The sequence below is a fragment of the Pseudonocardia sp. N23 genome (genome assembly GCF_002583555.1).
In the GTDB taxonomy this organism is placed as follows: domain Bacteria; phylum Actinomycetota; class Actinomycetes; order Mycobacteriales; family Pseudonocardiaceae; genus Pseudonocardia.
In genome coordinates this window covers 110,671-128,865 of the sequence record NZ_BEGX01000032.1, presented here as the reverse complement: position 1 = coordinate 128,865, position 18,195 = coordinate 110,671, and the positions used below count along the sequence as shown (strand labels likewise).

16 protein-coding genes and 2 pseudogenes are annotated in these 18,195 nt (G+C 72.1%); 11 read left to right on the top strand and 7 right to left on the bottom strand.

Going from position 1 to position 18,195, the window contains the following annotated elements; all coding sequences use genetic code 11:
* From TOK_RS32540 to TOK_RS11470, 3 genes and pseudogenes are all read left to right on the top strand, one after another.
* A pseudogene (locus TOK_RS32540) lies at positions 1–857 on the top strand (DNA polymerase III subunit gamma/tau); the annotation flags it as partial.
* A 92-nt stretch (positions 858–949) separates the two neighbouring features.
* Complete coding sequence (locus TOK_RS11475) at positions 950–3,319, top strand: HAD-IC family P-type ATPase (protein ID WP_098957812.1); 2,370 nt, start codon at positions 950–952, stop codon at positions 3,317–3,319.
* A 176-nt stretch (positions 3,320–3,495) separates the two neighbouring features.
* Positions 3,496–4,377, top strand: a complete 882-nt coding sequence (locus TOK_RS11470; protein ID WP_141566354.1) for an endonuclease domain-containing protein — start codon at positions 3,496–3,498, stop codon at positions 4,375–4,377.
* A gap of 134 nt (positions 4,378–4,511) precedes the next feature.
* Here TOK_RS11470 and TOK_RS11465 read toward each other — a convergent pair whose 3' ends face one another.
* On the bottom strand, positions 4,512–5,540 hold the full coding sequence (locus TOK_RS11465; RefSeq protein WP_098957810.1) for a bile acid:sodium symporter family protein: 1,029 nt from the start codon (positions 5,538–5,540) through the stop codon (positions 4,512–4,514).
* A gap of 78 nt (positions 5,541–5,618) precedes the next feature.
* On the opposite strand from TOK_RS11465, the gene TOK_RS11460 reads away from it, so the two are divergent.
* Positions 5,619–6,467 (top strand): LysR family transcriptional regulator, encoded by an 849-nt coding sequence (locus TOK_RS11460; protein WP_098957830.1) that lies wholly within the window; start codon positions 5,619–5,621, stop codon positions 6,465–6,467.
* A gap of 142 nt (positions 6,468–6,609) precedes the next feature.
* On the opposite strand, the gene TOK_RS11455 is transcribed toward TOK_RS11460, so the two are convergent.
* Positions 6,610–7,434, bottom strand: coding sequence for an N-acetylmuramoyl-L-alanine amidase (locus TOK_RS11455; RefSeq protein WP_098957809.1), 825 nt, complete (start codon positions 7,432–7,434; stop codon positions 6,610–6,612).
* 100 nt (positions 7,435–7,534) lie between these two features.
* On the opposite strand from TOK_RS11455, the gene TOK_RS11450 reads away from it, so the two are divergent.
* Together TOK_RS11450 and recR are read left to right on the top strand one after the other, a co-directional pair.
* Positions 7,535–7,855, top strand: a complete 321-nt coding sequence (locus TOK_RS11450) for a YbaB/EbfC family nucleoid-associated protein (RefSeq protein ID WP_216361938.1) — start codon at positions 7,535–7,537, stop codon at positions 7,853–7,855.
* 16 nt (positions 7,856–7,871) lie between these two features.
* On the top strand, positions 7,872–8,489 hold the full coding sequence (recR, locus tag TOK_RS11445) for a recombination mediator RecR (RefSeq protein WP_098957807.1): 618 nt from the start codon (positions 7,872–7,874) through the stop codon (positions 8,487–8,489).
* Positions 8,490–8,492: 3 nt separating this feature from the next.
* Here the strand turns inward: recR and TOK_RS11440 are convergent, their stop codons facing one another.
* Together TOK_RS11440 and TOK_RS32535 are read right to left on the bottom strand one after the other, a co-directional pair.
* Positions 8,493–8,726, bottom strand: coding sequence for a hypothetical protein (locus tag TOK_RS11440; RefSeq protein WP_098957806.1), 234 nt, complete (start codon positions 8,724–8,726; stop codon positions 8,493–8,495).
* Positions 8,727–8,873: 147 nt separating this feature from the next.
* On the bottom strand, positions 8,874–9,062 hold the full coding sequence (locus TOK_RS32535; RefSeq protein WP_172457527.1) for a hypothetical protein: 189 nt from the start codon (positions 9,060–9,062) through the stop codon (positions 8,874–8,876).
* Between the two features lie 290 nt (positions 9,063–9,352).
* Between TOK_RS32535 and TOK_RS34005 the strand changes: the two are divergent.
* Together TOK_RS34005 and TOK_RS11425 are read left to right on the top strand one after the other, a co-directional pair.
* Positions 9,353–10,330 (top strand): annotated as a pseudogene (locus tag TOK_RS34005) (helix-turn-helix domain-containing protein); the annotation flags it as partial.
* A gap of 58 nt (positions 10,331–10,388) precedes the next feature.
* Complete coding sequence (locus TOK_RS11425; RefSeq protein ID WP_098957803.1) at positions 10,389–10,574, top strand: DUF397 domain-containing protein; 186 nt, start codon at positions 10,389–10,391, stop codon at positions 10,572–10,574.
* Positions 10,575–10,751: 177 nt separating this feature from the next.
* Here TOK_RS11425 and leuA read toward each other — a convergent pair whose 3' ends face one another.
* Positions 10,752–12,548: a 2-isopropylmalate synthase gene (gene leuA, locus TOK_RS11420; protein WP_098957802.1), complete on the bottom strand. Its 1,797-nt coding sequence runs from the start codon at positions 12,546–12,548 to the stop codon at positions 10,752–10,754.
* 277 nt (positions 12,549–12,825) lie between these two features.
* On the opposite strand from leuA, the gene TOK_RS11415 reads away from it, so the two are divergent.
* Positions 12,826–13,128, top strand: a complete 303-nt coding sequence (locus tag TOK_RS11415) for a hypothetical protein (RefSeq protein ID WP_098957801.1) — start codon at positions 12,826–12,828, stop codon at positions 13,126–13,128.
* A gap of 42 nt (positions 13,129–13,170) precedes the next feature.
* Here the strand turns inward: TOK_RS11415 and TOK_RS11410 are convergent, their stop codons facing one another.
* On the bottom strand, positions 13,171–14,388 hold the full coding sequence (locus TOK_RS11410; RefSeq protein WP_098957829.1) for a hypothetical protein: 1,218 nt from the start codon (positions 14,386–14,388) through the stop codon (positions 13,171–13,173).
* Between the two features lie 205 nt (positions 14,389–14,593).
* On the opposite strand from TOK_RS11410, the gene TOK_RS11405 reads away from it, so the two are divergent.
* A complete protein-coding gene (locus TOK_RS11405; protein WP_098957800.1) occupies positions 14,594–15,859 on the top strand; it encodes an aspartate kinase in 1,266 nt (421 codons plus the stop codon).
* Entirely contained in the window at positions 15,856–16,926 is a 1,071-nt protein-coding gene (locus TOK_RS11400) for an aspartate-semialdehyde dehydrogenase (RefSeq protein WP_098957799.1), read from the top strand. The genes TOK_RS11405 and TOK_RS11400 overlap by 4 nt, the downstream gene beginning before the upstream one ends.
* A 6-nt stretch (positions 16,927–16,932) precedes the next feature.
* Here TOK_RS11400 and TOK_RS32530 read toward each other — a convergent pair whose 3' ends face one another.
* The gene (locus TOK_RS32530; RefSeq protein WP_098957798.1) at positions 16,933–18,096 is read right to left on the bottom strand and encodes a hypothetical protein; all 1,164 of its coding nucleotides are present in this window, start codon (positions 18,094–18,096) and stop codon (positions 16,933–16,935) included.
* Between the last annotated feature and the right edge of the window lie 99 nt (positions 18,097–18,195).

The following is an 18,195-nucleotide window of genomic DNA, read 5'->3' as shown; positions in this document are numbered from 1 at the left end:
CTGAACCCGCCGCGCCCGAGCGTCGCGACGCCGCCGGACGGCCCGAGCGCCGGCAGCCCGCAGCACGGCCCGGTGCCGGCGAGCCCGAGCGTGCCGAGCCCGCTGCCGCCCGTCGCCCGGAGCCGGCTGCCCCCGAACGCCGCGCCCGTCCGGAGCCGGAGCCCGCTGCCGAGCGGCCTGCTGCCGGACAGCCCGCTGCCGAGCGGCCGGCTGCGGAGCGGCCTGGTGCGGAACCGCCTGCTGCCGAACTGCGGGCCGCGGAACCGCCTGCCGAGCCCCCGGCCGCCGAGCCGCCCCCCGCCGTGCGGGGCCTCGACGCCGCTGCCGTCCGCCGGATCTGGCCGGAGGTGCTGTCGGCGACGAAGCAGCGCAAGGTCCGCACGCACGCCCTCCTCGTCACGGCGACGGTCCGCACGGTCGCCGACGACACGTTGGTCCTCGCCGCCGGCACCGCGGCACTGGCCCGGCTGCTGTCGGAGCAGAGCAACCTCGACGTCATCGCCGACGCCCTCAACGCCGTCCTCGGCGTCCGCTGGCGGGTCCGCTGCGAGTTCGGCGACGCCGCCCCGGCCGCACCGTCCCGGCGCGAACCGGCGACCCCGCCGACGCGGCGTGAGCACACCCGCCCGTCGGCCGACCGTGCCGCGCCGCCGCGCCGCCGCTCCGCCCCGGACGACGGCATCCCGCTGCCGCCGGAACCGTCCTCGGACGAGCCTCCGCCCGACGACGAGGAGTCGATGATGGCCGAGGTCGCCGCCGACTCCGACAACGGGCCGGTCGAACGTCGCGACCCCGAGGAGGTCGCGATCGAGCTCCTGACCGCCGAGCTGGGCGCCAAGGCGATCGACAGACCCTGAGCGACCCCGAGCCACGAAATGGGTGGATCGAGGGTGATTGGGGTGCTGGCACCCGGGTACGCCCCTGTTCGACCTGCGTAGGCTCCGCCGACGTGTCCACCATCGAGTCGGCGCCCACCGACGTCACGACGGGACTGACGGCCGCCGAGGTCGCCGAGCGTGTCGCCGCAGGGCAGACCAACGACGTTCCCGCCCGCGCCAGCCGCAGCGTCGGCGAGATCGTGCGCGCCAACGTCTTCACCCGGTTCAACGCGATCGTCGGCGTGCTGTTCGCGATCATCCTGGTCATCGGCCCGATCCAGGACGGTCTGTTCGGATTCGTGATCATCATCAACACCGGCATCGGCATCTTCCAGGAGCTCCGCGCGAAGCGGACCCTGGAGCGGCTCGCGATCGTCGGCGAGGCACGGCCCCGGGTCCGCCGTGACGGGACGTCCGCCGAGCTCTCGCCCAGCGCCGTCGTGCTCGACGACGTCATCGAGCTCGGGCCGGGCGACAAGATCGTCGTCGACGGGATCGTGCTGGCTGCCGACGGGCTCGAGGTGGACGAGTCCCTGCTGACCGGCGAGTCCGACCCGGTGCACAAGCTCGTCGGCGACCAGGTGCTCTCGGGCAGCTTCGTCGCCGCGGGCGGTGGGGCGCAGCAGGCCACGAAGGTCGGGCGCGAGGCCTACGCGGCCAAGCTCGCCGAGGAGGCCAGCAAGTTCACGCTGGTCAACTCCGAGCTGCGCTCCGGCATCGACAGGATTCTCAAGATCATCACCTGGCTCCTGGTGCCGGCGGCGGCGCTGATCATCTGGAGCCAGTTCCGCACGGTCGGCAACGACCTGTCGGAAGCGTTGCGCGGCATGGTCGCCGCCCTGGTGCCGATGGTTCCCGAGGGCCTGGTGCTGCTCACCAGCATCGCCTTCGCCGTCGGCGTCATCCGGCTCGGCAAGCGCAACTGCCTCGTCCAGGAGCTGCCCGCGATCGAGGGCCTGGCCCGCGTCGACACCGTGTGCGCCGACAAGACGGGCACGCTCACCGAGAACGGCATGCGGCTCGCCCGCGTCGACTCCCTCGGCGCGCACGCCGAGCCGCAGGCGCGCGAGGCGCTCGGCGCGCTCGGCGTCTCCGACAAGCGGCCCAACGCCAGCCTGCTCGCGATCTCCGAGGCCTGCACCTCGCCCGGCTGGACCGTGTCGGCGACGCAGCCGTTCTCGTCGGCACGCAAATGGTCCGGCGCGAGCTTCGGCGACCGCGGCAACTGGATCCTCGGTGCCCCCGACGTGCTGCTCCCCGAGGGCAGCGCCGACCGCGCCGCGGCCGAACGCATCGGCTCCGAGGGCCTGCGCGTCCTGCTGCTGGGCAGCTCCGCCGGCCAGGTCGACGACCCGGCGGGGCCCGGCGACATCGACCCCGTGGCCCTCGTCGTGCTCGAACAGAAGGTGCGGCCCGAGGCCGCCGGCACGCTGGCCTACTTCGCCGAACAGGACGTCGAGGTCAAGGTCATCTCCGGCGACAACGCGCTGTCGGTCGCCGCGGTCGCGTCGTCGCTCGGGCTGACCGGTGCCCACGCACCCGTCGACGCCCGCGAGCTGCCCGAGACCATGGAGGCGCTGGCCGACGAGGTCGACAGTGGCACCGTCTTCGGCCGGGTCACGCCGGCGCAGAAGCGGGCGATGGTCGGAGCGCTGCAGTCGCGCGGACACACCGTCGCGATGACCGGCGACGGCGTCAACGACGTCCTCGCGCTCAAGGACGCCGACATCGGGGTGGCGATGGGCTCCGGCAGCCCGGCCACCCGCGCCGTCGCCCAGATCGTCCTCCTCGACGACTCCTTCGCGACCCTGCCGCACGTCGTCGCCGAGGGCCGGCGCGTCATCGGCAACATCGAGCGCGTCGCGAACCTGTTCCTCACCAAGACCGTCTACTCGGTGCTGCTGGCCATCGCGATCGGAGCCATCGGGGTGCCGTTCCCGTTCCTGCCCCGGCACCTGACGCTCATCGGGGCGCTGACCATCGGCATCCCTGCGTTCTTCCTGGCGCTCGCGCCGAACACCGAGCGTGCCCGGACCGGGTTCGTCAGGCGCGTGCTCCGGCTGGCGGCGCCGTCGGGCATCATCGCCGCCGCCGGCACGGTGATCACGTACCTGATCGTCCGCACCGACGTCGGGGCGACGGAGATCCAGCAGAAGACCGCCGCGGTGCTCGCGCTCTACCTGATCGCGACGGGCGTGCTCGCCGTCATCGCCCGGCCCTTCGCGCTGTGGAAGGTGGCGCTGGTCGTGGCCTCGCTGGGGTGCTTCGCCTACGCGCTGCTGACCCCGCTGCCGTTCGGCCGCGACTTCTGGCAGCTCGACGCAGGCCACACCCCGACGATGCTCGTCGGTCTCACGGTCGCCGTCGTCGGGATCGTGCTGGTGGAGGTCGCGAACTTCGTGATCACCCGCCGCCTCGCCCGCACCACCTCGGAGCACTGACCCGGCGCCCGATCCATCGGGCGTGTCGTAGGCGTCCCCGTGCTGCGCTGACGACACGCCCGGGGAGTGCCTCACGGACGAACGTGTGTCGAGCGCGGTGTCACTGTGTTGGCGACACGTTCGGTCTGGTTACCGAACGGGGGAACCGGATCGAGCCCGTTCGCGTCCAAGCGCCCATGGACATCGGGAGTACGCCGTTCCGTGGGTCGGAAGCCGTTGCTGCGGGCGCGGTCGGCAAGAGCGCGCTTCGCGGGCAGCGGTTCGTACGACTCTTCCCGGACGTCTACGTGGGCGCCGGTGTCCCGGTCGACCTGCGGGTCCGGGCGATCGCGGCGTATCTCAACGCGGACGGCAAGGGACTCCTCGCGGGCTGGGCGGCGGCGGAGCTCCTCGGTGCATCGTGTGCACCGGCGTCAGCGCCGGTCGAGATCGTCCTGCCGGGCAGCGACCGTCGTCCCCGACCCGGCCTCCGGGTGCACCGCTTCCGACCGCATCCCGGAGAGACCCGTTCCGTCGACGGGATCGACCTGACCTCGCCGCTCCGGACCGCGTACGACCTCGCGCGCCGGGAGCCCCTGCTGCGGGCGGTCCCGGCGGTCGACGCGCTCGCGCGGGTCGGTCGCTTCGAGCCGAGCGCGGTGCTCGCGCTCGCCCGTCGTCACCCGGGTGTACGCGGAACGCGGCGGCTGCCGCGAGTCGTCGAGCTCGCCGATGCGCGGGCCGAGTCCCCGGGGGAGAGCCGTACGCGGGTGGCGATCCTGCTCGCGGGCCTCCCGGCTCCGGTGCCACAACATCCTGTCGGCCGGTACCGGCTCGACCTGGCCTACCCGCAGGTGGCACTGGGGATCGAGTACGACGGCAGCGACCATCGGACGCCGGGTCGGGCCCGGCGCGATCTCCGTCGGGAGGCCGAGCTGGCCAGGGCGGGATGGGAGATGGTGCACGTCGGGAGCGACACGACGACGCGGGAGATCGCGATCCTGGTCTGGCGGGCGCTCACCGCCAGGGGCGTCCCCACACCCGACGTGTCACCGGATTCGATCGCAGCCCTCCCATGACACGTCCGATCCGGATTGGGCGCCGAACGTGCGACCGGAGCGGTGCCGGCTGCACTGACGACACGTTCGCCGAGATCGGTGCCGGTGCCGGGCCACCCCGCGACGTGCCGCACGCCTCGCCATCCGACGTGTGCTCAGAGTCGTGGAGTCGCGCTGGTGACACGTGCGGTGCCAGGCCGGCGCGCCAGGACCACGGGTTCGGACGGCTGCGCGCGGCGGGCCAGCCGGGCGGCGATCGCGGCGCAGGCCATCAGCTGGATCATGTGGAACAGCATGAGCGGCAGGACCAGGAGGCCCACCTGGGCGCCCGCGAACAGCACCCCCGCCATCGGCAGGCCGCTGGCGAGGCTCTTCTTCGACCCGCAGAACATGATCGTGACGCGGTCGGCGTAGGGGGAGCGGCGCGGGACGTACCAGGTGATCAGCAGGACGGCCGCCAGCAGCGTCAGGCAGACGGCCACCAGCGTCACCAGCGCCGAGACGGACAGCCGCGTCCAGATGCCCTCCACCATCCCCTCGCTGAACGCCACGTACACGACCAGCAGGATCGATCCGCGGTCGACGACCACCAGGCGCCTCTTGTGCCGGGCCACCCAGCCGCCGATCCAGGGGCGCGCGAGCTGGCCGAGCACGAACGGGGCGAGCAGCTGCAGCGCGACGTCGACGACCGCGCTGCCGGAGATGCCGCCGTGCGAGGCCAGCAGGAGGCCCGCGAGCAGCGGCGTGACGACGATGCCGAGCAGGTTGGACAGCGACGCCGCGCAGATCGCGGCAGGGACGTTGCCACGGGCGAGGGAGGAGAACGCGATCGACGACTGGACGGTCGAGGGCAGGCAGCACAGGAAGACGACGCCGAGCGCGAGGTCGCGGGGCAGGATGGCCGTCGGCAGCAGGGTGACGGCGAGGCCGAGGAGCGGGAAGAGCACGAACGTGGCGGCGAGGACGGTGCCGTGCAGCCGCCAGTGCCGCAGGCCGTCGACCGCCTCGCGGGTGGACAGCCGCGCACCGTAGAGGAAGAACAGCAACCCGATGGCGACGGTCGTCGCGTGGCCGAAGCCGGTGGCGACGGCTCCGCGCGCGGGGAGCAGGGCGGCGATCCCGATCACGGCGAGCAGCGCCAGGATGAACGGGTCGGGGCGGATGCGGCGGACACGGTCGAGCACCCCTCCATCGTCGACCGGCAGCTGTCATTCGGAAACACGTGCACCGTGCTGTCTGCCATCGCGTTCTACGATGACCAGGTGCTGGATCCTGTGCTGCTGCGCTCGTTCGCCGCGGTGGCGGACACGCTGAGCTTCACGCGCGCCGGGGAACGGCTCGGGGTGCGGCAGGGCACCGTCAGCCAGCACGTCCGCAAGCTGGAGGAGGCCGTCGGCCGGACGCTGTTCGTGCGCGACACCCACTCCGTGGCGCTGACGGCCGACGGCGAGGCGATGGTCGAGTTCGCCGCCACGATCCTCGACGCGGGCGACCGCGCGCTGGCCCACTTCCACAGTGTGCAGGTACGCGGGCGGCTGCGGCTGGGGCTGTCGGAGGACCTGGTCGCGACCCGGCTGGCGCGGATCCTCGACCGGTTCCGGCGCCGGTACCCGGGCGTCGACCTGGTGTTGACGGTCGGCCTCAGCGAGAATCTGGAGGCTGCGCTCGACGCGGGTGACCTCGACCTGATCTTCGCGAAGCGCTCGCCCGGCCGGCCGCGGGGGACGCGGGTGTGGCGCGACCGCTTCGTATGGGTGTCGTCGCCGGGGTTCCGGCTCGACGGCGGCCCGGTGCCGTTGATCAGCTACCCGCGGCCGGCGCTGTCGCGGGCGACGGCTGTCGCGGCGCTGGAGGCCGCGGGGCTGGAGTGGCGGATGGCGTGCACGAGCGGGTCTCTGTCGGGGCTGCGGGCGGCGGCTTCGGCGGGGCTGGGGGTGGTCGCGCATGCGGAGACGCTGATGCCGGACGGCCTGGTGCCGATACCGGGTCTCCCGGAGCTCGACGCCTTCGACTTCACGCTGCAGACCTCGCGCCGCTCGACGTCGCCGGCAGCCGACGCGATGGCGCGGGCGATCCTCGACTCCGCGTCGACCCTCCGCTCGGGCGTCTGATCCTGGCACCGAACGTGTCGTGAGAGCCTCCGCCCCGCACTGACGACACGCTCGTCGGGGGCGGCCTCGCACCACGTGTCACCAGGGCGCGCGACCCGCGCTGACGACACGTTCGGTGGGGGCATGGCCGGACGAGGGTTCGTCAACGTGCCAGGAACGCCAGGACACCTGCGGCGATCGCGGTGGCGTAGCGCTCGCGGCCGTCGGCCGAGGACACCAGCGCGGCCTCGGCGGCGTTGCGCATGTTCGCGCACTCGACCAGGGCGGTGGGGCGCGTCGACAGGTTGAGCCCGGCCAGGTCGTTGCGGGCCGAGAGACCGTCGCGACCGATGTAGTCGGAGACGGCGAACCCGCCGGTGCGCAGGGCGTCGCGCAGGTCGGCGGAGAGGACGTGGGCGGGGCCGGCCTGCGCCGGGTAGAGCGGCGGCTCGGAGTAGGCGACGTGGAAGCCCCTGTTCGCGGGGGCGGAGCCGTCGGCGTGCAGGGACACGACGGCGTCGGCGTCCGCCTTCTCCCCGGCGGCGCCCCGGACGTCGACACACGGCCCCACGCCTGCGTCGCTGTCGCGCGTCATCACGACGGTGACGCCCTTCGCGGTGAGCTTGTCGCGCACACGCCGGGCGAGGTCCCAGGCGAAGGCGTGTTCGGGATAGCCGGCGTCGGTCTGGGTGCCGGTGGTGTTGCAGGGCTTGGTCCCGCCGCGCCCGTCGGGCACCTGCTTGTTGATCGCGGCGAGGTTGCGGGCGTTGCCGCCGTTGTGCCCCGGGTCGAGGACGACGATCCGGGGCCGCGGCGGGACCGTCGTCGGCGGGGTCGTCGGAGGTGCGGTCGGGGCGGCCGCGGGGGAGGGCAGGGCGGCCGGCGACGACAGCGGAGTCGCGGTGCCGCTGACCGGCGCGGCGGTGGCGCACGCGGCGAGCACGGCCGCCGCGAACACCAGGAGTGCGGTGCGACTCGGGGCGGACACGGCCGACAGCTTCGCACGGCTACCCTGGCGATCGGGCGCGGTCCGCAGCGGACACGCGGCGAAGTGACGGGAGAGCTCTGTGCAACCGGGTCAGCCCGACATGTCGATGATTCTCCAGCAGGCGCAGAAGATGCAGGAGCAGCTCGTCGCAGCCCAGCAGGAGCTGCAGGTCCTCGAGGTGACCGGCCAGGCGGGCAACGGTCTCGTCGAGGTGACGATGACGGCGGCCGGGGATGTGCGCGCGGTCAGGATCGACCCGAAGGTCGTCGACCCCGACGACGTCGAGACGCTGCAGGACCTGGTCGTCGGCGCGTTCCAGAACGCGAGCGCGGCCGCGTCGCAGGCGCAGGCGGAGAAGATGGGCCCCCTCGCGGGTGGCCTGGGCGGGGCCGCGGGCGGCCTCGGCCTCCCCGGCTTCTGACGGGGCGCGGAGCACCGTGTTCGAGGGGCCGGTCCAGGACCTGATCGACGAGCTGGGCCGGCTGCCGGGCGTCGGGCCGAAGAGCGCCCAGCGGATCGCGTTCCACTTGCTCGCGGCCGATCCGGCCGACGTGTCCCGGCTGCAGGACGTGCTGCAGCGGGTGAAGCAGGGCGTGCGGTTCTGCGACGTCTGCAACAACGTCTCGGAGAACGTCCGCTGCCGGTACTGCGCCGACGCGCGCCGGGACCCGACGATGGTGTGTGTGGTCGAGGAGCCCAAGGACGTGCTGGCGGTCGAGCGGACCCGTGAGTTCAAGGGCCGCTACCACGTGCTCGGGGGTGCTCTGGACCCGTTGGGAGGCATCGGCCCCGACTCGTTGACGATCCGTGAGCTGCTGGCCCGACTCGGTGGGACGGGTCCGGCGCCGGACGAGACCGACATCGCCGAGGTCATCATCGCGACCGACCCCAACACCGAGGGGGAGGCGACGGCGACGTACCTGGTGCGGCTGCTGCGCGACTTCCCGGGGCTGACGGTGACGCGGCTCGCGTCCGGGCTGCCGATGGGTGGCGACCTGGAGTTCGCCGACGAGCTCACCCTCGGCCGCGCGCTGTCGGGTCGGCGCGCCCTGTAGCAGCTACTCCGAAGGCGGGTCGGCGTGCAACTCCGCACGCCGGCGCAGGAGCCGGCAGCTCGGGCAGCCGCGGACCTCGGCGGCGTTGAGGAGTTCCTGCTCCCACCGGTAGAGGTCCCAGTGCTTGCGCGTCTGCTGCGCGCGGCGGGCCTCGACGGTGTCGGCGACCGAGAGTCGTCCGACGATCACCGACACGACGGTCAGTGCGGTGATGCCCAGTGCGACGAACACGATCATCACGACCTCCTCCCGGGAGCGGACCGGGTTGCGGCCCGCCGACGACGTTCCCGATCGGGGGAGTCCCTCGCGGGAGAGGGAGAGGTGGGCCGCCGCGCGGTGCGCGGCGGCCCGTCCGGTGCCGACCCCCCGTCGGTACCGGACCGGTCAGTCGTCCTCGTCGTCCCAGGAGGACGCCGTCGCGGAGGCGTGCCGGTGCTGCTGGCGGCGCTCCCACGCGAGGCGGCGTTCGGAGGCGACGAATCGCCGGTCCGCGGCGCGGGCGGCGTCGACGACGCCGACGATCACCGCGAGGACGACGAGTGCGCTGAAGCCGACGAGCAGCAGGGCGATCATGGCGACCACCTGCCGGGACGGGTGGCGGCGCGAACCGTGCGGTCAGCCGTGCGTGCCTTCTTCTTCATGGTGAAGCCCTCTCCCGTGATCTCCTGACCCGGCCGGTTGCCGGGAGGTCGGTGCTCCCGGCAGATGCCGGGACGGGTGCGGAAGCCGGGACGCCCGGGTTGCGGGTGCGGTTCCGTCAGGCTGGCGGGGCGCGACTCGGGAGGCTGTCGTGGAGAACCTCATGACGCCTCCTCTCTCCGACACAGGCTCCGTGAGAGCGGAACCGGATCGTTCGGACAGGTATGAGAATGCCGTATGGAAGCCCCTCATGCAATTGCAATCTGATGAGATTGCACCAGGCATTCACATGTCGTACTCTTCCTCGGCCGCGCCACGTCCCCCGCCGGCCCAGCCCCCGCACTCCCAGGAAGCCCGTGATGGCCGAAGCGCACGGTCCCGCAGGCCCGAGGCGTCGCCTCGGTGCCGAGCTGAGACGACTGCGGAACAAGTCGGGACTACACCTGGACGACGTCGCCCGCGAGATGTCGTGCTCGACGTCCAAGATCTCGAGGCTCGAGAACGGCAAGGGGATACCCAAGCTCCCCGACGTCCGCGAGCTGATGCGCATCTACGGCGTCACGTCGGACACCGAGCACGACATGCTGCTCCGCCTGGTCCGTGACGGCCGCCAGCAAGGCTGGTGGGAGCCGTACACGGAGGGTGTTCAGACAGCGCGGCATGTCCTCGACATTCCGGGTCGATACGCTGCGATGGAGACGGAGGCGGTGGGCTACAGAGGGTTCACCGCGATGGTCCTGCCGGGGCTGCTGCAGACTGCGGCGTATTCGCGCGCGCTGCTGACCGCTCTGCTTCCTGGCCATGCGAACCAGGACATCGAGAGCCTTGTCCAACTCCGGCTGCAGAGGCAGGAGGCGCTGCGTCGTCACACCGCCCCGCTGCAGATGGCGGCCGTACTGGATGAAGCGTTGTTCAGCCGCGTGGTCGGAGGACCTGCGCTCATGGCTGAGCAGATCGACGCCATTGCGCGGACCGCAGCCCTGCCCAACGTGGACGTCCGGGTGCTTCCCCTCTCGGTCGGTATCCATCGGGCCCACATCGGTCAGTTCACGATTCTGCAACTCCGCGAGTCACTCGGACAGACCGTGTACATCGAGAGTCATGCTGGCGACACGTACCTCGACTCCGAAGAGGACACGAAGCTCTACGCGGAGGTGTTCGATGACGTCGTCGCGAAGTCCCTCTCACCCCGGGATTCGGCGGCGTTGATGGCTGAGTATCTTCACCGCTACCAGTCGCAGCGTCCGGAGAGGGGGAGTCATGATCGAGTTCTCTACCAGCAGTTTCTGCAACTTCGGCGAGTGTGTCGAGGTCGGGCTCAGCCCCGACGGAACAGTCCTCGTTCGGGACAGCAAGGACGAGGGACAGACCACCCTCGCCTTCTCCCGTGACGAGTGGGTCGCCTTCGTGAAAGGTGTGAAGGCCGGAGAGTTCGACCCCGCCTGACGGCACCCCGACCGTCACGAGGAGTCACCAGATACACAGCGGCCCGGGAGGGCGGACCTGTCGTCCGTCCCTCCCGGGCCGTCGGCCGTTCCCGAGTGAGGTCGTCACCCGGCACGCGGCCGTGGAGGACCACCCGCCCCGCGGATCGCGCGGGCCCGGCGGCCACGTTCTCGTGGGTCAGCGCATCGCGCGGTTCACGGCCGAGACGACGGCCCGCAGCGAGGCGCTGACGATGGAGCTGTCGATCCCGACGCCCCAGAGCACCTTGTTCTCGATCGTGCACTCGACGTAGGCGGCGGCGCGGGCGTCGTCACCGGAGGAGAGCGCGTGCTCGTGGTAGTCGAGGACGCGGACGTCGAACCCGATGCCGGCGAGCGCGTCGACGAACGCCGCGATGGGGCCGTTGCCGCTGCCGCGGATCTCGTGGACGTCGGACTCGACGCGCACGGTGGCGATGATCTCGTCGCGGCCCTCACCATCGCTGGTGAGGGTGTGGCGCAGCAGCTTCAGCGGGGTGGCGCGGTCGAGGTACTCGACGTCGAAGGCGTCGCGCATCTCCTTGGGGGAGACCTCGCCGCCTTCGGTGTCGGTGTAGTTCTGGATGACCTTGGAGAACTCCATCTGCAGCCGGCGCGGCAGGTCGAGCTGGTGCTCGGCCTTCATGATGTAGGCGACGCCGCCCTTGCCGGACTGCGAGTTGACCCGGATGACGGCCTCGTAGCTGCGGCCGATGTCCTTGGGGTCGACCGGCAGGTACGGGACCTCCCAGCGGTAGTCGTCGACGGCGACGCCGGCCTCGGCCGCGTCGGTCTCCATCGCCTGGAAGCCCTTGTTGATGGCGTCCTGGTGGCTGCCGGAGAAGGCCGTGTAGACCAGGTCGCCGCCCCAGGGGTGGCGCTCGGCGACGGGCAGCTGGTTGCAGTACTCGACGGTGCGGCGGATCTCGTCGATGTCGGAGAAGTCGATCTGGGGGTCGACGCCCTGGGTGAACATGTTCATGCCCAGGGTCACCAGGTCGACGTTGCCGGTGCGCTCGCCGTTGCCGAACAGGCAGCCCTCGATGCGATCGGCGCCGGCCTGGTAGCCGAGCTCGGCGGCGGCGACACCGGTGCCGCGGTCGTTGTGCGGGTGCAGCGACAGCACGATGCCCTCGCGCCGGGCGAGGTTGCGGTGCATCCACTCGATGGAGTCGGCGTAGACGTTGGGGGTGGCCATCTCGACGGTTGCCGGCAGGTTGACGATCATCGGCGACTCGGGGGTGGGCTGCCAGATCCCGCTGACGGCGTTGCATACGTCGACCGCGTACTGCAGCTCGGTGCCGGTGTAGGACTCGGGGGAGTACTCGAAGCGCCAGTCGGTGTTCGGGTACTTCTCGGAGAAGCGCAGCACGTCCTCGGCGCCGTCGGTGGCGATCTTGGAGATGCCGTCGCGGTCGGAGCGGAAGACGACGCGGCGCTGCAGGATCGACGTCGAGTTGTAGAGGTGGACGATCGCGCGGGGCGCGCCCTCGCAGGCCTCGTAGGTGCGCTCGATGAGTTCGGGGCGGGCCTGGGTCAGCACCTGGATGGTGACGTCGTCGGGGATCGCGTCGGTCTCGATGATCTCGCGGACGAAGTCGAAGTCGGTCTGGCTCGCCGCCGGGAAGCCGACCTCGATCTCCTTGTAGCCCATGCGGACCAGCAGGTCGAACATGCGGCGCTTGCGCGCGGGGCTCATGGGGTCGATCAGGGCCTGGTTGCCGTCGCGCAGGTCGACCGCGCACCAGAGCGGGGCCTTGGTGATGCGGGTGTCGGGCCAGGTGCGGTCGGGCAGCGACACGGGCTCGACCAGCTCGTGGAACGGCCGGTAGCGGTGGAACGGCAGATGGGAACCGCGCTGCGGGTTCCACGGCGCCTGGCCCTCGGGTACGGGATCGGACGGCGTGCGGATACGGCTGGCGTTCGACGACGTGTACGCGTCGGGGGACATGCTCATGCTCGATGTGCTCCTCGTGCGGCCGGGACGTGATGACCGGCGGGCACGCCACACTCCGCGACGAGGGGCCGGTCGGTCAGACCCCGCCGCGGCGGATAAGGAGCAGGTGCGCCACGAGACGACTGTAACCCCCTGTGCGGTCCCGACGGCAAGCACCTCCCGCATCGCGGGATCCGGCTCACGTCGGCCGCTCCCCGATCGGTCGGCCGCGCCGCCCGGTCCTCGGGCGGCGCCCGTGTCAGGATGGCCCGGCGGTTACGAATCGGGCGGAGGGTCCATGGCTGTGCGCACCTCGGCACGTCGCGGCGCGGGCATGTTGGCTCGGGTGCTGCAGATCGTCGGAATGGTCATCGTCGCGTTCCTGGTGCTGCACATCGTGTTGACGCTGCTCGACGCGAACCCGGCCAACGGGTTGACGGCGTTCGTGTCCGACGTCGCGGGCCGGCTCACCCTCGGCCTGGACGACCTGTTCCTGCCCGACGAGCGCAAGCTGCGGATCACGCTGAACTACGGCGTGGCGGCGGCGATCTGGTGGCTGATCACCGCGGTCGTGGTGCGGCTGGTGCGCCGGATCTCCTGAAGCCGGACCTGCTGAAGCCGGACCTGCTGAAGCCCTGACGGCTCAGATCGCGGCCGGCCAGATCGCGACGGCGTACCCGCCGAACCAGGCCGACGCCAGCACCACCCCCGCGACGAGCCCGACGGCCGCGACGCGGTGCCGCTCGGCGAGACGGGCCAGCGCGATCGCGACGGGGATCAGCAGCGTGAACGCGGGCAGCAGCAGTCGCGCCTTCGATGCCATCACCCCGGCGCTGCCGACGTCCATCGCGACGACGAGGGCGCCGTAGCAGTACAGCGTCCACGGCAGCGCCGCGGCGGCGGCGTCGCGCAGGCCGACGAGGAGCAGCACCCCGGCACCCGCGAGGGCGAGGATCGTCCCCACCTCGAAGATCGACGGGCCGGACGCCAGCACCGAGCCCGCCCACCGCAGCGTGGCCTGGCCACCGTCGACGCGGGAGCCCCAGCCCGTGGCCTGCAGCGTGAACCACCCGGTCGGGGAGCCGGTGTGGAGGCCCACCCACGCGAGGTAGCCGAGCAGCCCGACGGGGGCGAGGGCGATCGTGGCCCACGGCCTGGCGTCGTCCTCGCGCCGGTACAGCGCGACCGCGGCGGCTGCGACGGCGACGATCAGCAGCGCCCACGCCGTCGGCCGGACGAGGCCGGCGGCGAGGCAGCACATGCCCGCGGCGGACCAGCGTCGTTCGAGCAGGAACACGAGCGCCCAGGCGGCGCAGGCGCAGAAGAGGGCCTCGGAGTAGGCCATGGACAGCACGACGGCCATCGGTGCGGACGCGAACAGCGCGACCAGGACGAGCCCCGCGCGGGGGGAGCCGCCGGGGACGGCCCGGCCGATCCGCGCGACGGCGTACGCGGCGAGCACGCCGGCACCGACCGTCACGACGACTGCGGCGACCAGCAGGGGCACGCCCGTCACGAACCGGACGATCGCGACGAGCGCGGGGTATCCGGGGAAGAACGCGAGCGGGGTGGCGGCGGTGCGGGCGCCGCTGGCGTCGACCAGACCGAGGGGGACGTCGCCGTACCAGCCCTGGGCGATGCCGAGGAACCAGTGGCCGTCCCAGGCGTCGAGCCGGTCGCCGAGGCGGCCACCGTTGGCGCCGGCGAGGAGGACGAGGACCGCGGTGCCGACGCCGCGCACGGCGAGGTAGACGACCGCGGGGGCGAGCGCGGCGCGCACGACGGGGGCCGGGGGGAGGACCGGGACCGTCACGGTCGTCGGGCCCCGGCGGGGCCGCCGCGCGGACGTGTCCGTTCTCACGGGAGCCTCCGGCACACCCTGCGAGCGGGGCCGGGGCGCCGTCGGTGTCTGTGGCATCGGTCATCGAGGTTAACGGCGCTGCTCGGCGCCGGTAGGCTGGGCTCCCGACCAGGCCCGCGGGCGGTCGGGAGAGCGTGCCGACCGGTCCGGGCTCCCAGCCGAACGCAACGTCGTCGTGTGAGCGGCGCCAGGACAGGAGGACGGCGTGGCCCTCGTCGTGCAGAAGTACGGCGGATCGTCGGTTCAGGACGCGGACCGCATCAAGAAGGTCGCCGAGCGGATCGTCCGGACGCGCAAAGAAGGCCACGACGTCGTCGTCGTCGTCTCCGCCATGGGGGACACGACCGACGAGCTGACCGACCTCGCGGAGCAGGTCTCGCCCGCGCCGCCCGCCCGTGAGATGGACATGCTGCTCACCGCGGGTGAGCGCATCTCGAACGCGCTCGTCGCGATGGCGATCCATGCGCTCGGGGCCGAGGCCCGCTCCTTCACCGGCTCGCAGGCCGGGATGCTCACCACGTCCAGGCACGGCGACGCCCGCATCGTGCAGGTCAACCCGGGCCGGCTGCGCAGCGCGCTCGACGAGGGCTCGATCGTCCTCGTCGCCGGCTTCCAGGGGATGAGCGAGGACTCCAAGGACATCACGACGCTGGGCCGCGGCGGGTCGGACACGACCGCCGTCGCGCTGGCCGCGGCGCTGAACGCCGACGTCTGCGAGATCTACACCGACGTCGACGGCATCTTCTCCGCCGACCCGCGGATCGTGCCGGACGCGCAGCACCTCGACACCGTGACGTACGAGGAGATGCTGGAGATGGCGGCCTCCGGCGCGAAGGTGCTGCACCTGCGCGCCGTCGAGTACGCCCGCCGCTACAACGTGCCGCTGCGGGTGCGCAGCTCGTACAACGACAAGCCGGGGACGCTCGTCGCCGGGTCGATCGAGGAGATTCCGTTGGAGAACCCGATCCTGACCGGGGTCGCGCACGACCGTTCCGAAGCCAAGATCACGGTCATGGGCGTGCCCGACACCCCGGGCATGGCCGCCCGGATCTTCCGCACCGTCGCCGATGCCGAGATCAACATCGACATGGTGCTGCAGAACATCTCCCACGAGTCCGTCGGCACCACCGACATCACGTTCACGCTGCCGCGCACGGACGGCCCGCGTGCGGTCGCCGCGCTGGACGGGGCGAAGAGCGACATCGGCTTCGAGCAGGTCGTCTACGACCCCGAGGTCGGCAAGGTGTCGCTGGTGGGCGCGGGCATGCGCAACCACCCGGGTGTCACGGCCACGTTCTGCGAGGCGCTGTCGAACGCGGGCGTGAACATCGAGACCATGAACACCTCCGAGATCCGGATCTCCGTGATCTGCCGGGCCGACCAGCTCGACGGCGCCGTCCGTGCCCTGCACGACGCGTTCGAGCTCGGTGGCGCGGAAGAGGCCGTCGTGTACGCGGGGACCGGGCGATGAGCGCCGCGAAGGGTCCCGTCGTTGCGATCGTCGGCGCCACCGGGGCCGTCGGCACCACGATGATCGACATCATCGATGCCCGCGAGTCCGTGCCGTGGAGCGAGATCCGGCTCGTCGCGTCCGCCCGCTCGGCGGGCAAGGTGCTCAAGGTCCGTGGCGAGGACATCACTGTCCGGCTGCTCGAGGCCGAGGTGTTCGACGGCGTCGACATCGCGCTGTTCGACGTGCCCGACGCGGTCAGCGCCGAGTGGGCGCCGATCGCCGCCGCGCGCGGCGCGGTGGCCGTCGACAACTCCGGCGCGTTCCGGATGGACCCCGACGTGCCGCTCGTGGTGCCGGAGGTCAATGCGGACAAGGCGGCCGACCGCCCCAAGGGCATCATCGCCAACCCCAACTGCACGACGCTGTCGATGATGGCCGCGATGGGTGCGCTGCATCGCGAGTTCGGCCTCGAGGCGCTGGTGGTGTCGTCGTACCAGGCGGCGTCGGGTGCGGGTCAGCCCGGCATCGACCGGCTGCAGGCCGAGCTGTCCGCTGTCGCGGGCAAGGACCTCGGGCAGAAGGCCGGCGACGTCGCGGCCGCGCTCGCCGAGGCGGGGCTGCCCGACGACTCGCCGTTCCCGGCTCCGCTGGCGCTCAACGTCGTGCCGTGGGCCGGCTCGGTGAAGGACGACGGCTGGTCGTCGGAGGAGCTGAAGGTCCGCAACGAGTCCCGCAAGATTCTCGGCATCCCCGACCTCAAGGTGTCGGCGACGTGCGTGCGCGTGCCCGTCGTCACCACGCACGCGCTCGCGGTCCACGCGACGTTCGGGCGCGAGGTCACCGTCGACGCAGCCCGCAAGGTGCTCTCCGAGCAGCCGACGATCGTCGTGCGCGACGACCCGGCCGCGGGCGAGTGGCCGACCCCGGCCGACGTCGTCGGCGACGACCCCACGTGGGTGGGCCGGATCCGGCAGGCGCTGGACTTCCCGAACACGCTGGAGCTGTTCGTGTGCGGCGACAACCTGCGCAAGGGCGCCGCGCTCAACACCTACGAGATCGCCGAGACGGTCGCCGCGGGGCTCTGAGCGCAGTCAGATCGCGTACCGCCAGATCGTGAGCGAGTACGCGCCGAACCAGGCCGACGCCAGCGCCGCCACCACGACGACGGACACCGCCGTCGTGGGGCGGCGTTTGGCGAGGCCGAGGGCGATCGGCAGCAGCAGCACGAACGCGGGCAGCAGCAACCGCGGCCGTGACGCCATGACCCCGGACGCGAGCCACACCGTCGCGACGACGGCCGCCCCGTAGAGCAGCAGCGGCCACGGCAGCCGCGCGGCGAACGACAGGCCGAGCAGTACCAGCGCGCCGATCAGCACGACCGCCGACACGTAGTACATGAGCGCGGCGTCGCGGCTGGTCAGCGTGCCGAGGATGAACTTCATGCCGGCGACGCCGCCGTCGATGCCGCCGTCCCACCCCGTGCTCTGGACGGTGAACCATCCGGTCAGCTCGCCGGTGCGGACGGCCACGAAGATCAGGTAGCCGGCGATGCCCGAGACCGACAGCACGGCACCGGCGAGCGGGCGCCAGCCGTCGCGACGTGTGGCCAGCGCCACCGCCGCCGCGATGACGACGGTGAGCACCAGCGCCTCCGACGTCGGCCGGACGAGCCCGGCGAACCCGCACATCACCCCGGCGAGCAACCACCGGCCCTGCAGCAGCCCGACCAGCGACCACGCCGCGAGAGCACAGAACAGCGCCTCCGTGTACGCCATGTTGAGGGTGACGGCCATGGGCGCCGCCGCGAACAGGGCCGTCAGCAGCAGTCCGGTCCGTCGCGACCCGCCGGGGACGAGCTCGCCGATCCGGGTCAGCCCGTAGGCGGCGACGACACCCGCGACCAGCGACACGAGGAACGCGGCCGCGACGGAGTTGCCGCCGAGCAGCGGCGCGACGACGGTGATCGTCATCGGGTAGCCGGGGAAGAAGGCGAGCGCGGTGAACGGGCTGTGGTTGCCGTGCCCGTCGAGCATCGTCTCGGGGATGCCGCCGTAGCCGTGCTGGGCGATGGCGAGCATCCAGTCGCCGTCCCAGGCCCGGAGCCGGTCGATCGGCGAGACACCGTGCGTCAGCGACAGCCACACCAGCGCCAGCACGCCGACGAGGCGGATGGCCAGGTAGATTCCGGCCGGCGCCAGCAGGGTGGCGACACCAGCGGGTCTGCGTACCGCCACCGGGGCGTCGGTCGCACTCACGAAGCGAGCCCTCCGGCCTGAGCGGATGAGTGGATCGGGTGACGCGCTTGCCGTCCCGGTCACACCGTATCCCGTGCTCACGGCGTCGCCGATAACGTT

Excerpts from the sequence above, each read along its gene's own strand:
- leuA (WP_098957802.1), bottom strand. The coding sequence starts at position 12,548 with ATGAGCATGTCCCCCGACGCGTACACGTCGTCGAACGCCAGCCGTATC.
- TOK_RS11400 (WP_098957799.1), top strand. The coding sequence starts at position 15,856 with ATGAGCGCCGCGAAGGGTCCCGTCGTTGCGATCGTCGGCGCCACCGGG.
- TOK_RS11415 (WP_098957801.1), top strand. The coding sequence starts at position 12,826 with ATGGCTGTGCGCACCTCGGCACGTCGCGGCGCGGGCATGTTGGCTCGG.
- TOK_RS11425 (WP_098957803.1), top strand. The coding sequence starts at position 10,389 with ATGATCGAGTTCTCTACCAGCAGTTTCTGCAACTTCGGCGAGTGTGTC.
- TOK_RS32535 (WP_172457527.1), bottom strand. The coding sequence starts at position 9,062 with ATGATCGCCCTGCTGCTCGTCGGCTTCAGCGCACTCGTCGTCCTCGCG.
- TOK_RS11450 (WP_216361938.1), top strand. The coding sequence starts at position 7,535 with ATGTCGATGATTCTCCAGCAGGCGCAGAAGATGCAGGAGCAGCTCGTC.
- TOK_RS11470 (WP_141566354.1), top strand. The coding sequence starts at position 3,496 with ATGGACATCGGGAGTACGCCGTTCCGTGGGTCGGAAGCCGTTGCTGCG.
- TOK_RS11440 (WP_098957806.1), bottom strand. The coding sequence starts at position 8,726 with ATGATCGTGTTCGTCGCACTGGGCATCACCGCACTGACCGTCGTGTCG.